Consider the following 22,011-nt stretch of genomic DNA (forward strand, 5'->3'; position numbering starts at 1 on the left):
AGGCGCTCGAAGATGCCGGGATCGAACCGGAGAGCTTGAAGGGAAGTGCGACAGGGGTTTACGCGGGCCTGATGTACCACGACTATCCGGACAGTGATGGGTTCGGCGCCGTGGCCTCGGGTCGGGTGTCGTATGCGCTGGGTCTGGAGGGTCCCGCCGTCACGGTGGATACGGCGTGTTCGTCGTCGCTGGTGGCGTTGCATCTGGCCGGGCAGGCGGTGCGGTCCGGTGAATGCGACCTGGCTCTGGTCGGCGGTGTGACCGTGATGGCGACACCACACATGTTCGTGGAGTTCTCGCGGCAGCAGGGGCTTTCGCCGGATGGGCGATGCCGTTCGTTCTCCGGTGCCGCCGATGGCACCGGGTGGGCCGAGGGTGTGGGCGTCCTGGTTGTCGAACGGCTGTCGCGTGCAACGGAGTTGGGTCATCGGGTGTTGGCGGTGGTGGCGGGTTCGGCGGTGAATCAGGATGGTGCGTCCAATGGTTTGACCGCGCCGAACGGTCCGTCGCAGCAGCGGGTGATTCGTCAGGCGCTGGCCAATGCGGGGCTCGATGTCGGTGATGTGGATGTGGTGGAGGCACATGGCACCGGTACGAGGTTGGGTGATCCGATCGAGGCGCAGGCGCTGTTGGCGACGTACGGTCAGCGCGAAGGTGGTGAGCCGCTGCGCTTGGGGTCGATCAAATCCAACATGGGTCACGCTCAGGCCGCTGCGGGTGTGGCGGGTGTGATCAAGATGGTGCAGGCCATGCGCTTCGAGCGGATGCCTGCGACGTTGCATGTGGATGAGCCGTCGCCGCATGTGGATTGGGCGTCGGGTCGGGTGGAGTTGTTGACCGAGGCGCGTGAGTGGCCGCGTAACGGTCGCCCTCGGCGTGCGGCGGTGTCCTCGTTCGGGATCTCGGGGACAAATGCCCATGTCATCCTCGAAGAACCACCGGCTGTCACGGAAATCGCGGCAGGGGAGAAGGATTCGGTGATACCGGAACCGCGGCCGCTGCCCTGGGTGATCTCCGCGAAGACCGCGGCGTCGCTGCGCGGACAGGCTGATCGGCTCCGGCGCTTCGGCAGTTCGTCCTCGGTGTCGGCCGCGGACGTGGCGGTGTCCCTGGCCGGCCGTTCGCTCTTCGAGCACCGAGCCGTCGTCATCGGTTCCGGTACAACGGAACTGCTCGCGGGATTGGACGCACTGGGCGCATACGGCACCACTGCCGGAGTGGTTACGGGCCGGGCGGAACCCGGACGCACCGGCCTGGTGTTCTCGGGGCAGGGCTCCCAGCGACTCGGAATGGGCAAGGAGCTGGCGTCCGCGTTCCCCGTGTTCGCTGCGGCGCTCGAGGAGGTCCTCGCGGAACTGGATCGCTGGCTGGATCGGCCTCTGCGCGAAGTCATGTGGGGTGGCGACGAGGCCCTGCTGCGTTCGACTCGGTACGCGCAGCCGGCGCTGTTCGCCGTCGAAGTCGCGCTCTTTCGGCTCGTGCGATCGTGGGGCGTCGGGGTCGATGCTGTCATGGGGCATTCGGTCGGCGAGATCGCCGCCGCGCATGTGGCCGGGGCGTTGTCCCTGATGGATTCGGCGCGCCTGGTGGCGGTGCGCGGCCGGCTCATGCAGGCCCTGCCCGCCGACGGAGCCATGCTCGCCATCCGTGCCCGCGAGAGCGACATCGAGGATCTGCTGTCCACCGACGTGAGCGTGGCGGCGGTGAACGGGCCTATGTCGCTGGTGATTTCGGGCGCCGTCGCCGCAGTCGAGGCAATCGCGAGACTCTGTGCCGAACGCGGTCACACGACGAGCAGACTGCGCGTCTCACATGCGTTCCACTCGGCACTCATGGATCCGATGCTCGAGGATTTCGCCGCCGAGATCGCCGGGATCTCGATCACCGAACCGCACATTCCGGTGCTGTCCAACCTGACCGGGCAACCAGCCGGTCCCGGCTACGCGACGCCTCGATACTGGGTGGAGCATGTGCGCCGACCGGTGAGATTCGCCGACGGTGTCGTGGCCATGTCCGCTGCGGGGGTGTCGCGTTTCCTCGAGATGGGTCCCGGCGCGGCGCTGACCGCGATGATCGCCGAATCGGTCGATCCCGCGGTGGCGGTCGCGAGCCTGCGTGCGACCGTTCCGGAGCCCTCGGCATTGCTGACCGCGGTCGCCCACCTGTTCACCGCGGGTGGGGCAGTGGACTGGAGCGCGGTGACCGACGGTGCCGGCGGCCGGCGAGTTTCGCTGCCGCCGTATGTGTTCGATCGGCAACGGTACTGGCGCGATCAGTCCTCGCGTACACCGATGGCCGGGCTCGGTCTCCCCACACTCGAACACCCGCTGCTGAACGTGGTGGTGGAGTCGCCGGACAGTCGCAGACTGGTGGTGACCGGTGGGCTGTCGCGCGCTGCGATGCCTTGGCTGGCCGACCATGCCGTGTTCGATCGGGTCCTGTTGCCGGGCACGGGATTCGTCGATCTCGTGACCGCTGTCGCCGAGCGGCTGGACGGTGCGATGGTGCGGGAGCTGACCATCACCGCACCGCTGGTGCTCACCGATGTTCCTGTCGCGCTGCGGATCATCGTCGATGAGCCCGATGCCGAACACGTACGAGCCGTCACTGTCTATGCCCGCGCGGAGGCTGGAACGGACAACGACACAGCGGAGATCGGCGCACGTCCGTGGTCCGTGCACGCCGAAGGACTCATCGCGCCACCGGAATCGGCTCCCCGGCCGGTGCCCGAGCTGCGAGACTGGCCGCCCGCCGGGGCCCGCGCGATGGATCTCGACCGAGCATACGAAACTCTGGCCGAGCGCGGTTATCGGTACGGGCCGGTATTTCAGGGGCTGTCGCGGGTGTGGCGTACCGATACCGCGACGTTCGTCGAGGCGGCCCTACCGGACGGCGGCGGCACGCCCGGGTTCGGCATTCATCCCGCGCTCCTGGACGCAGTGTTTCAGGCTGTGCTGCTGACCTCCGGTAACGACGAGCAAGTCGTCCTGCCGTTCGCATGGTCCGGTGTGCGGTTACACGCCGAGGGCGCGACCAAGGTCCGGGCGCGTTTGCAGGTCGTCGCACCCGGCAAGGTCACGCTCGACGTGGCGGATTCGTCCGGTCGTCCGGTCATGACAGTGGAATCGCTGTCGCTGCGGCCGATTTCGGCTGAGCGACTGGCGGGCGCCCTCGCGGCCACGGCAACCGAGGGCCTGCACCATATGCGCTGGATTTCGGTCGGCACCGATCTCGGTCGGGGCGGGACCACCGGGGTCCGAATCGCCGGCATCACCGAGCAGGACTGCCTGTCGCACTTGATGAACGGGGACGATCTACCCGGTGCGACGCACGAGGCGGTGGCATTGCGATGCGTACCCGACTCGGGAGTAGATCGCGCCACAACCGATCTCGACATGGCCGCGCGAGCCCACACTCTCACCGGACGTGCGCTGTCAGTGCTCCAGGAATGGCTGTCCGAGGATCGGTCCGCGAGGAGACTGGTGGTGCTCACCAGGGGAGCGGTCGAGACCGACGGCTGTCCGGCCACCGACCTGGCCGCTGCGGCGGTGTGGGGGCTGGTGTCGTCGGTTCAGTCCGAACATCCTGGTCGAATCGTGTTGCTGGACAGTGATATTCCGATCGATGGGACTGTTGTCGGGCGGGCGCTGGCGCGGGTGTCCGCAGAGGAATCGCAGATCGCCCTGCGGGGTGATCAGGTGCTGGTGCCGAGGCTCGAGCGCGTGGACACCGTAGCGGTCGTTCCCGCCGCCGGCCCGTGGCAGCTGGACGTCACCGAGGTGGGCACGCTGGAGAACGTCCGATTGCTCTCGACGGTTCACGAACCGCCGACGGCGGGTCAGGTGCGCGTCGCGACCCGAGCAGTCGGCCTGAATTTCCGCGATGCGCTCATCGCCTTGGGAATGTATCCCGGACAGGATGCCGGGATCGGCAGCGAGGCCGCCGGCGTGATCACGCAGGTGGGTCCGGGAGTGACCGGGTTCACGCCCGGAGACCGCGTCATGGGGATCTTCGGGGATGGGATCGGATCGGAGTCGACCACCGATCAGCGAATGATCGTACGGATTCCGTCCGGGTTGTCCTTCGCGCAGGCCGCGGCCGTCCCGGTGGCATTCGCCACCGCCTATCTCGGATTGTTCGAACTCGCCGACCTTCAGGCGCACGATCGCGTGCTCGTTCACGCGGCCACCGGCGGTGTGGGACACGCCGCGGTTCAACTCGCCCGATACCGTGGCGCCGAGGTCTTCGCCACGGCGAGTCCGGCGAAGTGGAGCGTGCTGCGGTCGATGGGTGTCGACGAGTCGCACATCGGCAACTCCCGGACGCTCGACTTCGAGTCGAAGTTTCTGGCGGCCACCGGGGGTCGCGGTGTGGACGTGGTATTGGACGCTCTCGCAGGCGAATTCGTCGACGCCTCGATGCGGCTGATGCCGCGTGGCGGCCGATTCATGGAGATGGGCAAAACCGATCCCCGCGACCCGCTGGTGATTGCCGCGAAGTACCCCGGCGTGGACTATCGACCCTTCGACCTGCTGCGCGTCGGCCCCGATCTCATTCAGCGGATTCTGACCGACCTCGTCGGTCTGTTCGACAGAGGCCTGCTCACACCCCCGCCGGTCATGCAGTGGGGCATCGAGAACGTGTGCGAGGCACTGCGATACCTGAGCCAGGCCCGGCACATCGGCAAGCTGGTGCTGACGGTTCCGCCCCCTGTTTCCGACGGCGCGGTACTGGTATCGGGTGGGACAGGTGGTCTGGGGGCGGTACTGGCCCAGCACCTCGTCGATGCGCATGGGGTGCGGGACCTGGTCCTGGTCAGCCGCAGCGGGCCGGACACACCCGATGTGGGCGTGCTGGTGGAGCGACTGCGCTCCGCCGGTGCACGGGTTCGAGTCGAGTCCTGCGATATCGCGGATCGAGTCGCGGTGAGCGGGTTGGTGTCTCGGATCGTCGCGTCGGGTCGGCTCACGGGCGTGGTGCACGCGGCGGGAGTGCTCGACGATGGTGTGTTCGAGTCGTTGACCGAGCATCGATTGCGGAGTGTGCTTGCTCCCAAGGTCGACGGTGGCTGGAACCTGCACGAGGCGACCGCGGGCCTCGATCTGTCGTTGTTCGCGGTGTTCTCCTCGATCGCGGGCGTCCTGGGCACACCTGGGCAGGCGAACTACGCCGCGGGCAACCGCTTCCTGGATGGGTTGGTCTCGTATCGGCGGACGCACGGACTGCCCGGCGTTTCCCTGGCCTGGGGTCTGTGGGATCAGGCCACGGGGATGACCGGGGGTTTGTCCGCTGACGACGTCTCACGGATGAACCGCACGGGTTTGGTCGCGATGACAACCGCGGAGGGTCTCACACTGTGGGATGCCGCGCTGGTTTCCGGTCACTCCCTGGTGGTCCCCGCCCGTGTGGACCGAATCAGCGTGCGTGCCTTGGCCGAACAACGCAGGTTGCCGCTTCTGCTGTCGAGGCTCGCTGGGGCCTCACGTGCGAAGGCTGCGTCGGATGATCAGGTGGACGAGCCCCGCCTGCTGGATCGCCTGGCCGGCGCGAGCGACGATCGCCGGTACGAACTCGCGTTGGACTTGGTGCGCGAGCAGGCCGCCGCGGTCCTGGGGCATTCCGGCTCGAATGCGATCGAGGCGCGAAAGCCGTTCGAGGAATTGGGCTTCGACTCGCTCGGCGCTGTCGAGTTCCGCAACCGTATGAACGCGAAGACCGGCCTGGCTTTGCCGACCACCGTCATGTTCGACTATCCCAACGCGGAAGCGCTCGCCCTGCACATCCGCGATCTGACTGCGAATTCCGCAGGGGCGCAACCGGATCAGTCCTCGGACGAAGAGACCGAACTGCGGCGACTGCTGCTCGGCATTCCCCTGTCGACCCTGCGGGAAACAGGGCTGCTGAGCAGTCTGATGGAACTTGCGGGTGCGCCCGCCCTCGACGTCGGTGACGGGGCCGACGGCGGGGATATCGACGGCATGGATGCCGAGAGTTTGATTCGCCGTGCCTTGAACGCCGACCTGTTCGATGAGCACGAATCTGCCGTGGAGGAAAACAAATGACCGGCGTCTCCGATTCGAATCTTCTCGACGCGCTGCGCGCCTCGATGAAGCAGGTGGAACGACTGCGCCGCGAGAACCGCGGCCTGCTCGGGAAATCGGCGCCGGAGCCCTTGGCGATCGTGGGTATGGGCTGCCGGTATCCGGGTGGTGTGACCTCCGCGCACGGACTGTGGGAGATGGTCGATTCCGCCGCCGACGCCATCGGGGACTTTCCTCGCCGGCGCGGCTGGGACGTGGACGGACTGTACGATCCGCAACCCGGCACGGCCGGGAAGACATACGCGCGCTCGGGTGGATTCCTTTACGACGCAGGCGAGTTCGACGCAGAGTTCTTCGGCATCAGCCCCCGGGAAGCCCTCGGGATGGATCCGCAGCAACGTCAGTTGCTCGAGGTGTCCTGGGAAGCGCTCGAGGACGCCGGTATCGACCCCGAGACGCTGCGCGGCACCAGTACGGGTGTTTATGTCGGCGTCGCCTCGCTGGCCAGATACGGCACGGCGGGCAACGGGATTCCCGCTACCGCGCCGAGTGTCGCGTCCGGTCGGGTGTCGTATGTGCTGGGTTTGGAAGGACCGGCCGTCACGGTGGATACGGCGTGTTCGTCGTCGCTGGTGGCGTTGCATCTGGCCGGGCAGGCGGTGCGGTCCGGGGAATGCGACCTCGCACTGGTAGGCGGCGTCACGGTGATGGCGACACCGGAACTGTTCGTGGAGTTCTCCCGGCAGCAGGGGCTTTCGGCCGATGGGCGATGCCGTTCGTTCTCGGCCTCGGCCGATGGGACGGGCTGGGGCGAGGGTGTGGGTGTGCTGGTTGTCGAACGACTTTCGCGCGCACAGCAATTGGGTCATCGGGTGTTGGCGGTGGTGGCGGGTTCGGCGGTGAATCAGGATGGTGCGTCCAATGGTTTGACCGCGCCGAACGGTCCCTCGCAGCAGCGGGTGATTCGTCAGGCGCTGAGCAATGCCGGACTCGGTATCGGTGATGTGGATGTGGTGGAGGCGCACGGGACCGGTACCAGGTTGGGTGATCCGATCGAGGCGCAGGCCCTTTTGGCGACGTACGGCCGGCGCGAAGGTGGTGAGCCGCTGCGTCTGGGTTCGATCAAGTCGAATTTCGGTCATACGCAGGCCGCTGCGGGTGTGGCGGGTGTGATCAAGATGGTGCAGGCCATGCGCTTCGAGCGGATGCCCGCGACGTTGCATGTGGATACGCCGTCGCCGCATGTGGAGTGGTCTGCGGGTCGGGTGGAGTTGTTGACCGAGGCGCGTGAGTGGCCGCGTAGTGGTCGCCCTCGGCGTGCGGCGGTGTCGTCGTTCGGGATCTCGGGGACCAATGCCCATGTCATCCTCGAAGAAGCGCCGCCGGTTGAAACAATTGCAGCCCAGCAAGACTCGGCGCTTCCGACGCAGATACTGCCGTGGGTGTTGTCTGCCAAGAGCGCCGCGTCGCTCACGGCACAGGCCGCCCGTCTTCGCGAATTCGTGACCGGCGCCGATGTCTCGGCCGCCGATGTCTCCGCGGCACTCGCCCGGCGCAGCGTATTCTCCTACCGCGCTGTCGTTCTCGGATCGGACCTCGCGCAGCTGACCGCCGGGTTGGATGCCGTGGTACCGGTGTCGCCCGTCGGTGCGACCGGACGGACCGCTCTGGTGTTTCCGGGGCAGGGTTCGCAGTGGATCGGCATGGGCCGGGAATTGCTGCACAGCTCGGCTGTATTCGCCGACCACATGCGTGCGGTCGATCAGGCGCTCTCGACGCTGGTGGAATGGTCGCTGCTGGAGGTGATTTCGGAAACCGCCGGGGACGTGGATCCCGAGCGGGTGGATGTGGTCCAGCCGCTGTTGTTCGCGATGATGACATCGCTGGCACGGTGGTGGGAATCGATCGGTGTTCGTCCCGACGTGGTGATCGGGCACTCTCAAGGTGAGATCGCGGCGGCGTACATAGCGGGTGGCCTCTCGCTGGAGGACGCGGTGCGGGTGGTGGTGGGACGCAGCCGCGCGATAGCGGCGATCGCCGGGTCGGGCGCGATGGTCTCGGTGGCCGTGCCGGCCGACCGGGCCCGTGAGTTGATCGGCGGCTGGGGCGCCGCCTTGAGTATCGCGGCGGTGAACGGCCCCGCCGCGACGGTGATCTCCGGCGACGCACTCGCGTGTGCCGAACTCGTCCTCGCGTGCGAACGCCAGGGGGTTCGGGCGCGACGGATTCCGGTGGACTATGCCTCACATTCGGAACAGGTCGCGCGGGTGCGGGATTCGGTCCTCGATGCGCTGGCCGGCATCACGCCGCGCACGGTGGCGGACGGTGGACCGGTGTTCGTCTCCACGGTCACCGGTCGGCCGATGGATACCGCGGAGTTGACCGCGGAGTACTGGTACACGAATCTGCGCGAGACGGTCGACTTCGAGCGGGCGGTGGAATCGGCGTTCGAGATCGGCTGCCGGATTTTCGTGGAGTCGAGCCCGCATCCGGTACTGACGACCAGTACTCACGACATCACCGGCATGCTGATCGAAAGCCGCGGCGACAGAGCGGAAGCCGGCACCGAATCCACGGAATACCCGGTGATAGTGGAGTCGTTGCGCCGTGACGACGGCGGCGAGCGACGCTTGCTCTCCTCCGCGGCGGCCGTGTTCACAGGAGGCGGCGCGGTCGACTGGCCCGCGATCGCCACGGCGGCCGGTGGACGATGGATATCGCTGCCTCCGTACGCCTTCGAGCATCGGCATTTCTGGCAGGCGGCGGCGACCGCCGACGCGGCGGGATTCGGTCTGCGCTCGGCCGAGCATCCGCTGCTGAGCCTCGCGATAGAACCCGCGGACGCGGGAGAGTTGGTGCTCACCGGCCGAGTCTCGCTCAGTGCTATGCCGTGGCTGGCCGATCACGCGGTGTTCGGGCGCGTACTGTTCCCCGGAACCGGATTCGTGGATCTGGTCCTGCACGCGGCCGACCAGCTCGATTGCGACCTGGTGCGGGAACTGACACTGCGCAGCCCCCTGATCGTGCCGTCCGAGGGCGCGATTCAGCTGCAGGTGATCGTGGGGGGCGAGACCGATGCGGTAGCCGAGCGCAGCCGCCGGGTGTCGGTCTACTCCCGACCCGACGACGGAGCCGGCCTCGAGTGGATCCTGCACGCCGAGGCCACGGTTGCGATGTCGGGCCACGACCGATCCGGCCGGACGGAGCAGGAGCTCCCCGTGTGGCCACCGGCGGGCGCGACGGCAGTGGACATCTCCGGCGTTTATGAGGATCTGAACTCGCGCGGGTACGAATACGGTCCGGCGTTCCAGGGCCTGATCGGTGTGTGGCGTGTCGCGGACGAGGTATTCGTCGAGGCGGCGTTGCCGAGTACCGAGGGCCCGCAATTCGCGTTGCATCCCGCCCTGCTCGATGCCGTTCTACACGCCCTGGCCATTACCTCCGACGCCGAGCGGGTGATGCTGCCCTTCGTGTGGTCAGGAGTGCGATTGCACGCGGTCGGTGCGCCACGGGTCCGAGCACGCGTGCGCCCGCTCGGCGGGGACAGCGTATCGATCGAGGTGTTCGACGCCGCCGGGCAACCGGTACTGACGGTGGAAACCTTACTGACGCGGCCGATTTCGGCAGATCAGCTCACGGAGGCCTCGAAGTCGATCGTCCCCGAGGGTTTGCATCGTGTGCGGTGGAACCCCGTCGTGGTCGACACGCTGAACGGTCGCACCGGAGGTATCCGATCGATAGAGCTGGCGGATGGCGGCATCGAGGACGACCCGTGGGCGCAGCTCCCGGATGAGATCTCCGATGTCGTTCTCCTGCGATGGGCGCCCGCGGACGCCGCCGCGGACCCGATCGCCGGTGTGCACGCAGGCCTGCCGCAGGTGATGCGCACGCTGCAATCGTGGCTCGGTGAGGAGCGCTTCGCCTCGACTCACCTGGTGGTGCTGACCACGACCGCTGTCGATACCGACGACACGGCCGTGCAGGATCTCGCCGGCGCCGCTGTGTGGGGCTTGGTGGCTTCGGCGCAGTCGGAGAATCCTGGCCGGATCACACTGCTGGACAGCGATGTCCACCTCACCGACGCCGAGGTCGCGCAGCTGCTGAGCCGGGTCGCAGACGACGAACCTCAGCTGGCATGGCATGACGGGAAACTGTTGCGGCCGCGTCTGGAGCCTGTCGAACGTGTCTCCACGGAACCGGAATCGGACGATCTACCGCGAATCGCGGACGGGGCGGTGTTGGTCACCGGCGGCACCGGCGGCCTGGGTGCGCTGGTGGCCCGGCATCTGGTGCTGGCCCACGGGGTACAGGACCTGGTGCTGACCAGCCGTCGTGGTCCGCAGGCGCCCGGCGTGGACTCGGTGGTGTCGGACCTGCGTGCTGCGGGTTCCCGGGTGCGGGTCATCGCCTGCGATGTCGCTGATCCGAATGCGGTGCGGGAATTGGTTTCCGGCATCACCGCCGGTGCCCGGCTCAGCGGCGTGGTGCACGCGGCCGGAGTGCTCGATGACGGTGTACTTCCCTCGCTGTCCACCGAACGACTACGCGCCGTTCTGCGTCCCAAGGCCGATGGCGGCTGGAACCTGCACCAGGCCACGGCCGGTCTTGATCTGTCGCTGTTCGTGGTGTTCTCCTCGATCGCGGGGGTGCTGGGCACCCCAGGACAGGCCAATTACGCGGCGGGAAATCGCTTCTTGGACGGACTTGTCTCCTACCGGCGCGCGCACGGGTTGCCGAGTGTCTCGCTGGCCTGGGGGTTGTGGGACAGGGCTACCGGCATGACCGGGCATCTGGACAGCGGCGCGGTCACGCGTATGAATCGTGAAGGGCTGGCGGCGATGTCGACCGCGCAGGGCCTGGCGCTGTGGGACGCGTCTCTGGCGAGTGGTCGTGCGCTGCTGGTGCCCGCCCGAATCGATCGCGCGGTCCTTCGGACACACGCGGGTGCCGGTCAGCTGCGGCCGCTGCTTTCCGGCCTGGTGGGCAACGCGCGTCGAGCGGTCGCCGGCGTCGCCGACGCCACCTCGATCGGGTTGCGCGAACAGCTGATGCGGGTTCCGGCCGAACACAGGTACCCCCTCGTGCTCGATCTGATCCGCACGCAAGCGGCGTCCGTACTCGGGCACGACACGTCGGCAGCAGTCGATCCCGACCGCGCCTTCAAGGACCTGGGGTTCGATTCGCTCTCCGCGTTGCAGTTCCGCAACGCGCTCTCTGCCGCGACCGGCCTTCGCCTGCGCTCCAGCCTGGTCTTCGACTATCCCGCCGCCGCGGTATTGGCGCGGTACCTGCTGCGGGAATGCGGCGCGAGCGAGCCGGTCACCGGGGTGAGGGCGGCAGTGGCGACAGCCGACGAGCCCCTGGTGATCGTGGGAATGGCGTGTAGGTATCCGGGTGGGGTGGATTCGCCGACCGCGCTGTGGTCCATGGTCGATCGTGAACTCGACGTGATCGGGAACTTCCCGGCCGACCGCGGCTGGGATATCGCCGCGCTGTACGACCCGATGCCGGGCCGGGCGGGCAAAACTTATACACGCTCGGGGGGATTCCTCTGTGACGCAGGAGATTTCGATCCATCTTTCTTCGGCATCAGCCCCAAGGAAGCGCTGGCGATGGATCCACAACAGCGGCTGTTGCTCGAGGCCTCGTGGGAGGCGCTCGAAGATGCCGGAATCGATCCGCACGGCCTCAAGGGTAGCCCCACCGGCGTTTATGCCGGTTTGATGTATCACGACTACCCCGATGCCGACGGGGTCGGGGCGATCGCGTCGGGGCGAATTTCCTACGTACTGGGCCTCGAGGGTCCCGCGGTGACGGTGGATACGGCGTGTTCGTCGTCGCTCGTCGCGTTGCACCTGGCCGGGCAGGCGGTGCGGGCGGGGGAGTGCGAACTGGCTTTGGTCGGGGGCGTCACCGTCATGGCGTCACCGGAAGTGTTCGTGGAATTCTCTCGGCAGCAAGGCCTTTCATCCGATGGGCGGTGCCGTTCGTTCTCGAGCGGGGCCGACGGCACGGGCTGGGCCGAGGGCGTCGGAGTACTCGTCGTGGAACGCCTCTCCCGTGCCGAGGAACTGGGTCATCGGGTGCTGGCGGTGGTGGCCGGTTCGGCGGTCAACCAGGACGGCGCGTCCAATGGTCTGACCGCGCCGAACGGCCCTGCACAGCAACGGGTGATCCAGCAAGCACTGGCCAACGCCGGGCTGGGTGTGGGTGATGTGGATGTGGTCGAGGCGCACGGGACGGCCACCACGCTCGGTGATCCGATCGAGGCCCAAGCACTGTTGGAAACTTACGGGCAGCGTGCGGGCGGTGAGCCGTTGTGGCTGGGTTCGATCAAATCGAACATGGGCCATGCCCAGGCCGCCGCAGGCGTGGCGGGTGTGATCAAGATGGTGCAGGCCATGCGCTTCGGGCGTATGCCCGCGACGCTGCACGTGGATGAGCCTTCGCCGCATGTGGATTGGTCGGCCGGCCGAGTGGAGTTGCTGACACGGCCTCGAGACTGGCCGCGCAATGGACGGCCTCGGCGAGCGGCGGTGTCGTCGTTCGGGATCTCGGGCACGAACGCTCACGTCATTCTGCAAGAGCCGGCCGTTCCGCCCGCGCCTCGGGGCGAGGGCCTGGACCCGGACGGATCTGTCGCCGCACGCACCGAGCGGGTCCTTCCGTTCGTGCTGTCGGGGAAATCCGCCCGGGCGGTCGCCGACCAGGGCACTCGCCTGCGGGAATACATTGCGGCCGAGGATGTCTCGACCGGAGACGTGTCGGTCTCGCTCACCGCTCGAACCGTCTTCGAGCACCGCGCCGTCGTGGTGGGAGCCGGAATCGGGGAGCTGCTGGCCGGACTCGAGGAACCGACGGTGACCGGGAGGGCGCGGGTCACGGGTACTCGCACGGCGCTGGTGTTTCCGGGTCAGGGTTCGCAGTGGATCGGCATGGGCAGGGAGCTGCTCGAGAGCTCTCCGGTGTTCGCCGAACATCTTTCGGCAGTGCAGGAGGTGTTGTCGGAGCTGGTGGATTGGTCACTGCTCGAAGTGGTGTCGGGGACGGCCGCTGACGTGGACTTCGAGCGGGTCGATGTCGTGCAGCCTGCGTTGTTCGCGGTGATGACCTCGCTGGCGACGATGTGGGAGTCGGTCGGGGTGCGCCCGGATGTGGTGATCGGTCATTCACAGGGGGAGATCGCGGCCGCATACGTCGCGGGCGCGCTCTCTCTGCAGGACGCCGTGCGGATCGTGGTGGGTCGCAGTCGTGCGATTTGCGCGATCGCGGGGTCCGGAGCGATGGTCTCGGTGGCGGCACCCGTGGACCGTGCCCGGAATTTGATCGCTGGCTGGGGCCCTGCCCTGAGCGTTGCGGCGGTGAACAGTCCTGCGGCGACGGTGATCTCCGGCGACGCGAACGCGTGTGCGGAGTTGATCGCCATGTGTGAGCGCCAAGGCGTGTGGGCCCGTCGCATCCCGGTGGACTATGCCTCGCACTCGTCGCATGTGGACTCGCTGAGGGAGTCCGTGCTCGAGGCGCTGTCGGGGATCGCTCCTCGGTCCGTCCCGGACGGCGGTCCGGTATTCATCTCGACCGTGACCGGACAGCCGATGGACACGGTCGGATTGACCGCTGAGTACTGGTTCACGAACCTGCGTGAGAGCGTGCGCTTCGATCAGGCGTTCGCGGCGGCGTTCGAGGCGGGATGTCGCGCGTTCGTGGAGTCGAGTCCGCATCCGGTGCTGACCACCGCGGTCCACGACAATCTCGACGTTCTCGCCGGTTCCGGATCTCAGGCGGGCGGCGATGCCGTTGTGGTGGGGACGCTCCGTCGTGAGGAGGGGGGATCGCGACGATTCCTCATCTCGGCAGCGGAGCTGTTCGTCGCCGGCGGCCCCCTCGACTGGGCAGCGGCGACGGCCGACTGCGGCGGTCGGCGGGTCTCGCTGCCGCCGTACGCCTTTCAGCATGAGCGGTATTGGCAGCTTCCGGACTCTGCCACCGACGCCTCGGGACTCGGGTTACGCGCCATGCCGCATGCACTGCTGGGCGCGATCGTGGACGTCCCGGACAGCGGACGCGTCGTCGTGTCCGGACGTTTGTCGGTCGCTACCATGCCCTGGCTGGCCGACCATGCGGTTTTCGGCCGGATCCTGTTCCCTGGAACGGGTTTCGTCGAACTGGCGACCGCCGTCGCGGACCGGGTCGGTTGCGATTCGGTCCGCGAACTGACCCTCACCGCGCCACTGCTGTTGGACGACAAATCCGTTCAGGTGTGCGTCGTGCTCGATGAACCCGGCGCCGACGGCGACCGGAGGGTGTCGATCCATTCCCGCATCCAGGGCGACACCGACGAGGGCGCCGCCGGAACGCGAGACTGGACCCTCCACGCCGAAGGTGTGATCGGCACAGCCGAGAGCATCCAGGGGCCCGAGGCGACGCCGAACTTCGCGCTCGATCCTCCACAGGGGGCGATCGCCGTCGACATCGCGGGAGCCTATGAGTTGCTGGCCGGTCGCGGCTACGACTACGGCCCGGCGTTCCGAGGGCTGAGCGCCGTCTGGAGCACCGAGGAGGAGATCTTCGTCGAGGCCGAGTTGCCCGGCGGCGACGGGACCGGTTTCGGGACGCATCCGGCTTTGCTGGACGCGCTGCTGCACGCGGTGCTCATCACCTCCGGTACCGATTCGGAAGTCCGGTTGCCCTTCGCCTGGTCGGGAATTCGATCGTTGGCAGTGGGCGCGACGCGGGTGCGTGCTCGGCTGCGCGCCACCGGCGCCGACACCTTCTCGATCGAGGTGGCGGACACGGCAGGCCGGCCGGTCATGACCGTGGACTCACTGCTCTCGCGCCCGGTCTCGCCCGGGCAATTGGCCGCGGGCCAGACCTCGGACGCGATTGAAGGGCTGCATCTGCTCGGTTGGATCGACGCCGAGACCGACACCCGGATTCGCGAGATCGGCGACATCCGAGTACTCGAAAGCGGTTCTTCGGCAACGGTGTTCGATGAGTTCTCGACGGCGATGGATGCCGCCGACACCGGGCCGCTCGCGGAGTTCTACGCGATCCGCTGCGCGGGCGCCGCGGCTGTGAACGCCGCCCCGCAGTCTGCCGACCTCGCCGTCGCCACACACGAGCTGACCGCATATGTCCTGCACGTCCTGCAGCACTGGCTGGGTGAGGCACGATTCGCGGATGCCCGTCTGGTGGTGGTGACACGAGGAGCGATCGAGACCCCCGGCACTCCCGTGACCGATCCGGCGGCAGCAGCGGTCTGGGGGTTGGTGGCCTCGGCGCAGACCGAGCACCCGGATCGAATCATTCTGCTCGACAGTGATATTCACGTGGACGAGACCGATATCGGGTGGGCGCTGAGCCGGATCGCGGCGACCGAGCCGCAGCTCGCACTACGTGGAGACGCGATCCTGCTGCCGCGCCTAATCGCGGCGGACCGCGGGCCGGCAGTGTCACGACCGGACGAACTCTGCCTCGGCGCCGGCGCGGTTCTGGTGTCCGGCGGCACCGGTGGCCTGGGTGCGCTGATGGCGCGGCATCTGGTCGACGCCTACGGCGCGCGCGACCTCGTGCTGACCAGTCGCAGCGGACTCGCCACACCGCAGGTGCATGCCGTGGTCTCCGAACTGGAAGCGGCCGGCGCCCAGGTTCGAGTGGTCTCGTGCGACGTGACCGATCGCGTCGCACTGAACGACCTGGTGTCGGAGATCGTGTCCTCACGGCGTTTGGTGGGCGTGGTGCATGCGGCCGGCGTCCTCGACGACGGCGTCATCGAGTCGTTGAGCGCTGCCCGATTGCGGGATGTACTGGCGCCCAAGGTCGACGGTGGCTGGAATCTGCATCTCGCGACGGCGGAACTCGAGCTGTCTCTGTTCGCGGTGTTCTCCTCGATCGCGGGCGTGCTGGGTACAGCGGGCCAGGCGAACTACGCGGCCGGCAACCGGTTCCTGGACGGCTTGATCTCGCACCGCCGTGCCAGTGGCTTGGCAGGGATTTCCCTGGCCTGGGGTCTGTGGGAGCAGGGAACCGGATTGACCGGGCGACTGAACTCGCATGACGTGTCACGGATGAACCGTGACGGCCTGACGTCGATGAGTGACGAACAAGGCCTGGCGCTGTGGGACGCGGTGCTGGACACCGGCGAACCGCTGGCGGTGCCCGCGCGACTGGACCGAACGGCGCTGCGAGCCCGAGCCGAGGAGGGCCGACTGCCGGCGCTGCTGTCCGGCCTTGTGCGCGTGGGACGCCGTGCCGCCACGAACACGGCGCCCGAGATCGGCAACGCACTGCGTGACCGCTTGGCGGCCCTCGAACCGGATCGCCGCTTGGACGCGGTGCTCGAGTTGGTGCGTGAGCAGGCGGCAGCGGTGCTGGGACACTCGGGGGCAGCCGCCATCGAACCCGATCGCGCTTTCAAGGAGTTGGGCTTCGACTCCTTGGACGCGGTGGGTTTCCGGGACCGCCTGGGCAACGCCACGGGCGTCAAACTGCCGGCGAGCGCGGTCTTCGACTACCCGTCACCAGATTCCCTGGCCCGATTCCTGTTCTCTGAGTTGGGGTTCGAGGACGAGTCGACCTCCGGACGCCGCGCCATGACGACCACGATCGACACGGCGGGTGATCCGCTGGCCATCGTGGGCATCGCATGCCGATATCCAGGTGGTGTGAATTCGGCCCGCGCACTGTGGGACATGGTGGACCGAGGTCTCGACGTGATCGGCGAGCTACCCGCCGACCGTGGCTGGGACCCAGCGCGGCTGTACGACCCCGAACCCGGGAAACCGGGGAAGTCCTACGCTCGAGCTGGTGGATTCCTCTATGACGCAGCGGAATTCGATGCCGACTTCTTCGGCATCAGCCCGCGCGAAGCTCTCGGTATGGACCCGCAGCAACGACTGCTGCTCGAGGTGTCGTGGGAGGCTCTCGAAGACGCGGGCATCGACCCGCACGACCTGAAGGGCAGCGACACCGGCGTCTTCACGGGGTTGGCATCGCCGCAGGGATACGGCGGTGAGGGCTTCGGAATCCCGTCTATCGCGGCAAGTGTCGCCTCCGGTCGGGTGTCCTATGTGCTGGGCCTGGAGGGCCCGGCGATGACGGTGGACACGGCGTGCTCGTCCTCGCTGGTGGCGCTGCATCTGGCCGGGCAGGCGGTGCGGTCGGGCGAGTGCGACCTGGCTCTGGTCGGCGGTGTCACGGTCATGTCGACACCGGAGGTATTCATTGAATTCTCACGGCAGCAGGGCCTTTCACCGGACGGGCGGTGCCGATCCTTCGACAGCGGCGCCGACGGCACCGGGTGGGCCGAGGGCGTGGGCGTGCTGGTCGTCGAACGGCTCTCACGCGCAGAGGAATTGGGGCACCGGGTGTTGGCGGTGGTGGCCGGGTCGGCGGTGAATCAGGATGGTGCGTCCAATGGTTTGACCGCGCCGAACGGTCCGTCGCAGCAGCGGGTGATTCGTCAGGCGTTGGCCAATGCCGGGCTCGATGTCGGTGATGTGGATGTGGTGGAGGCACACGGGACCGGTACCAGGCTCGGTGATCCGATCGAGGCGCAGGCGTTGCTGGCGACCTATGGTCGGCGTGAGGCTGGTGAGCCGCTGCGCTTGGGGTCGATCAAATCCAACATGGGTCACGCTCAGGCCGCTGCGGGTGTGGCGGGTGTGATCAAGATGGTGCAGGCGTTGCGCTTCGAGCGGATGCCTGCGACGTTGCATGTGGATACGCCGACTCCGCATGTGGAGTGGTCCGCGGGTCGGGTGGAGTTGCTCACCGAGGCGCGTGAGTGGCCGCGTAACGGTCGCCCTCGGCGTGCGGCGGTGTCCTCGTTCGGGATCTCGGGAACCAATGCTCACGTCATCCTCGAGGAAGCCCCGGCGGAGTCCGAATCCACAGCGGAATCCGTCGTCGCGACCTCGCCAGTGGTGCCGTGGACGCTGGCGGCGAAATCCATGCCCGCACTCTCCTCGCAGGCCACAGCGCTACTGGCGCACCTGGAGGCAGAGGAGGTCTCGAATCGAGAGATCGCCGCATCGCTGTTGTGCCGCAGTGTCTTCGATCACCGTGCGGTTGTGCTCGGTGCCGACCGCGCAGACCTGACGGCCGGTCTGGAGTCGTTGGCTACCGGTCTGCCGGGTCCCGGCGTGATCTCCGGTCGCGTCGTCCCCGGGCGCACCGCTGTGCTGTTCTCAGGTCAGGGTTCGCAGCGGCTGGGCATGGGTCGTGAACTGGCCGAAGCCTTTCCGGTGTTCGCGGAGGCCTTGGATTCGGTCCTGACCGAGGTGGATCGATGGCTGGATCGACCACTGCGAGAAGTGATGTGGGGCTCGGACGAAGCACTGCTCGAATCGACCCGATACGCGCAGCCGGCGCTGTTCGCCTTCGAGGTGGCCATGTTCGGGCTGCTGCGATCGTGGGGTGTGACCGTGGACGCCGTAGCGGGTCATTCGGTGGGCGAGATCGCCGCGGCGCACGTGGCAGGAGTGTTGTCGCTGTCCGATGCCGCGCGGTTGGCGGTGGTGCGCGGGCGTTCGATGCAGGCGCTACCGTCGGGCGGAGCGATGGCCGCGATCCAGGCGAGCGAAGCGGAAGTCACCGGTGAGCTGCGTGAGGGTGTCGATCTCGCGGCGGTCAACGCCGAAGGGGCCGTAGTGATTTCCGGAGTCGCCGCAGCGGTGGAGTCGGTGGCGGCGGTGTTCGCCGAGCGCGGACGCAAGACCTCGCGCCTGCGTGTCTCACATGCGTTTCACTCCGTGTTGATGGATCCGATGCTGACTCGGTTCGCCGATGACATCGCGGATCTGACCGTGTCGGCTCCACAGATTCCGGTGGTGTCGAATCTGACCGGGGAGCTCGCCGGAGACGGCTACGCGGAGACCGGCTACTGGGTCGATCATGTGCGCCGCTCGGTGCGGTTCGCCGCAGGGGTGGCGGCGCTGTCCGATGCGGGGATCACCCGCTTTCTCGAGGTCGGTCCGGACGCGATGCTGGCGCCGATGATCGCTCAGGGCGTGGACCCGGCTCGGACCCGAGTGATGGCCATGGCGCGCCGCGAGGTCGCCGAGGTGATGGCGGCGTTGTCGGGTGTGGCGGAACTGTATGTCGCGGGCGGCGCGATGGAGTGGTCCGCGCTCGCCCCCGAAGCACACCGACGCCGGGTGTCGTTGCCGCCGTACGCGTTCCAGCGCCGGCGGTACTGGCTCGATCAGCGCCCGCGGACCGATATCTCGCGACTGGGATTGCGTGCGGTCGACCATGCGCTGCTGGGCGCAGAGGTCGAGTCGCCGGACAGTGGCCGGATCGTGGTGACGGGCCGATTGTCGGTGGCTTCGGCGTCGTGGCTGTCCGATCACGCGGTGTTCGGCCGGGTGTTGCTGCCAGGAGCGGGTTTCGTGGATCTGATGGCGACCGTGGCCGATCGCGTGGATTGCGCCGTGGTGCGTGAACTGACGCTCACGACGCCGCTCGTTCTGACCGACTCGGCCATCGCGGTGCAGATCGTGGTCGCTGAACCGGCCCTCGACGGGACCCGCACGGCGACGGTATTCGGACGACCGGAGACCGAAACAGGTTCCGGGGCAGATGAATCCGCCGAGTGGACCATCCACGCCGAGGCGGTGCTCGCCCCTGCGGAGCAGAAGAACGTGCCGGAATCGACCACTTGGGCGGCGTGGCCGCCCCCGGGAGCGACAGCCCTCGACCTGACCGAGGTGTACGACCGCCTGGCCCGTCGCGGCTACGGTTACGGGCCGGTTTTTCGTGGGCTGGAGGGTGTCTGGCGCGACGGGGCGGATGTGTTCGTCGAAGCCGCGTTGCCCGGTGGCGACGGCTCCGGCTTCGGAATCCATCCCGCGCTCCTGGATGCGGTTCTGCACGCCGTCCTGATCACCTCGGCGGACTCGGATCGGACCGTTCTGCCCTTCGCGTGGTCCGGAATCGAATTGTTCGCGACGGGTGCGACCCGAGTCCGGGCTCGGCTCCGGACGACGGGCACCGACTGTGTCTCGGTCGAGATCGTCGATCCGGCCGGGTATCCGGTGCTGACGGTGGACTCGTTGCTGTCGCGGCCGGTATCGGCGGAACAGCTCGCCGCTGTATTGACGGACGTCCCAGTGAAGGGTCTGTACGAGACGCGGTGGGTTCCCGCCGCCGAAGAGCCGCGCCCCGACCCGGCGGAACTGCCGAACATTCAGGTGCTGCGTTGCATCGGAGACACTGTCGTCCCCGATGTGGCTGCCGAAGTCAACACGCGGGTAGCCGCCGTGCTGAGTTCCGTGCAGTCGTGGATGAGTGAACCCGGGTACCCCGATTCGCGTCTGATCGTCCTGACGAGGGGCGCGGTCGATACCGAGCTGGGAGGGGTCACCGACCTGGCCGGGGCAGCCGTTTGGGGATTGGTGGGTTCCGCGCAGGCAGAGAGCCCGGAGCGGATCGTTGTGCTCGACAGCGATATCGAGCTGGACGACGCGCAGATCGGGCGAGTGGTGAGTCGCGCACCGCGTGGGGAAACACAGCTCGCCCTTCGTGCGGGGGACATACTCGTCCCGCGGTTGACCGTCGTCGAAACACGGGGCGCAGACACGGAATCCACGCGTACTCCGCTCGGCGAAGGAATTGTGATCGTGACGGGCGGGACGACCGGCCTGGGTTCGGTCATCGCCCGGCATCTGGTCACCGCGCACGGCGCTCGGAATATCGTACTGACCAGCCGCCAGGGTGCCCGGACTCCGGGGGTCGAGCCGGTTGTCGAAGAACTGCGCACCGCGGGAGCGCGGGTGCGAGTCATGGCCTGCGACGTAGCCGACCGAACCGCGGTGCGCGAGCTGATCTCCGAGCTCCACGCGTCCGGGCCTCTGACCGGGGTGGTGCACGCGGCCGGAGTACTCGATGACGGTGTCATCGAGACGCTGACCGCCGATCGGCTGCACGCCGTAATGGCTCCCAAGGTCGGGGGTGCGTGGAACCTGCACGAGGCGACCGCGGACCTGAATCTGTCACTCTTCGTGGTGTTCTCGTCGATCGCGGGCGTCCTCGGTACCCCGGGACAGGCGAACTACGCGGCGGGAAACCGCTTCTTGGACGGGTTGATCTCGTATCGGCGGGCACAGGGCCTGTCGGGCACCTCACTCGCCTGGGGATTGTGGTCGCAGGAGACAGGGATGACTCGCCGGCTGACCGACGGCGACAGGTCACGTGTCGGCGGCGACGGACTCACCGCCATGACGACCGATCATGGTCTGGCGCTGTGGGACGCCGCGCTGGCCTCCGATCGAGCGCTGCTCGTGCCCGCGCGGCTGGACCCGGCGGCGCTGCGAACCCTGGCTGATCAACGGCGTCTTCCGGCGGCGTTGTCGAACCTGGTGCGCGCCGGACGCCGAGTGGCCGCCGCGACAGCCGGCACCGGTGGGCCCGATCTGCGGCAACGGGTGGCGGGGCTGGATGACGACCGTCGTCGAGACCTGCTGCTGAGCGTTGTGCGAGAACAGGTCGCCGCGGTTCTGGGACATGACGGGGCAGCCGCGATCGAGCCGGACCGCGCGTTCAAAGAACTCGGTTTCGATTCCCTGGCCGCAGTCGACTTCCGGAACCGTCTGGGCGTGACGGCGGGTCTCCGACTCCCCGCGAGCCTGATTTTCGACTACCCGGATCCGGCCGCACTGGTCGACTATCTGGCCGCTGAGTTGGTCGGCGGCACCCCCGCCCCGGAGTCCTACTCCGCCCATGCGGTGGACAACCTGCTCGGCGGTCTGGAGGCGGCCTTGACCGGGTCCGCGTGGGCTGGTCGCGACGACCCGACCACACAGCACGTGCTCACACGCCTCCGGGCGCTCACCGAGAGATGGACAGGGCTCACCGAGTCCGAGTCCGACCCGAACAGCGATATCGAATCGGCGAGCGGTGAGGAGCTCTTGGCGCTCATCGATCGCGAATTCTGAGCTCCGGCACTGCGATCGAAGGACTGAGACACATG

General features: G+C 67.7%; 2 protein-coding genes and 2 pseudogenes. All 4 read left to right on the top strand.

The features are described from left to right. Positions 1-2,636: pseudogene (locus NJ1_RS41125) on the top strand (type I polyketide synthase); the annotation flags it as partial. A gap of 102 nt (positions 2,637-2,738) precedes the next feature. Next, positions 2,739-5,246, top strand: a pseudogene (locus NJ1_RS41130) (SDR family NAD(P)-dependent oxidoreductase); the annotation flags it as partial. Between the two features lie 84 nt (positions 5,247-5,330). Then, positions 5,331-6,062: an acyl carrier protein gene (locus tag NJ1_RS41135; protein WP_422615756.1), complete on the top strand. Its 732-nt coding sequence runs from the start codon at positions 5,331-5,333 to the stop codon at positions 6,060-6,062. Further along, positions 6,059-21,976, top strand: coding sequence for a type I polyketide synthase (locus NJ1_RS39005; protein WP_067693044.1), 15,918 nt, complete (start codon positions 6,059-6,061; stop codon positions 21,974-21,976). The genes NJ1_RS41135 and NJ1_RS39005 overlap by 4 nt, the downstream gene beginning before the upstream one ends. The last annotated feature ends 35 nt before the right edge of the window (positions 21,977-22,011 follow it).

This window comes from Nocardia jejuensis NBRC 103114 (assembly GCF_001613145.1).
Lineage (GTDB): Bacteria > Actinomycetota > Actinomycetes > Mycobacteriales > Mycobacteriaceae > Nocardia > Nocardia jejuensis.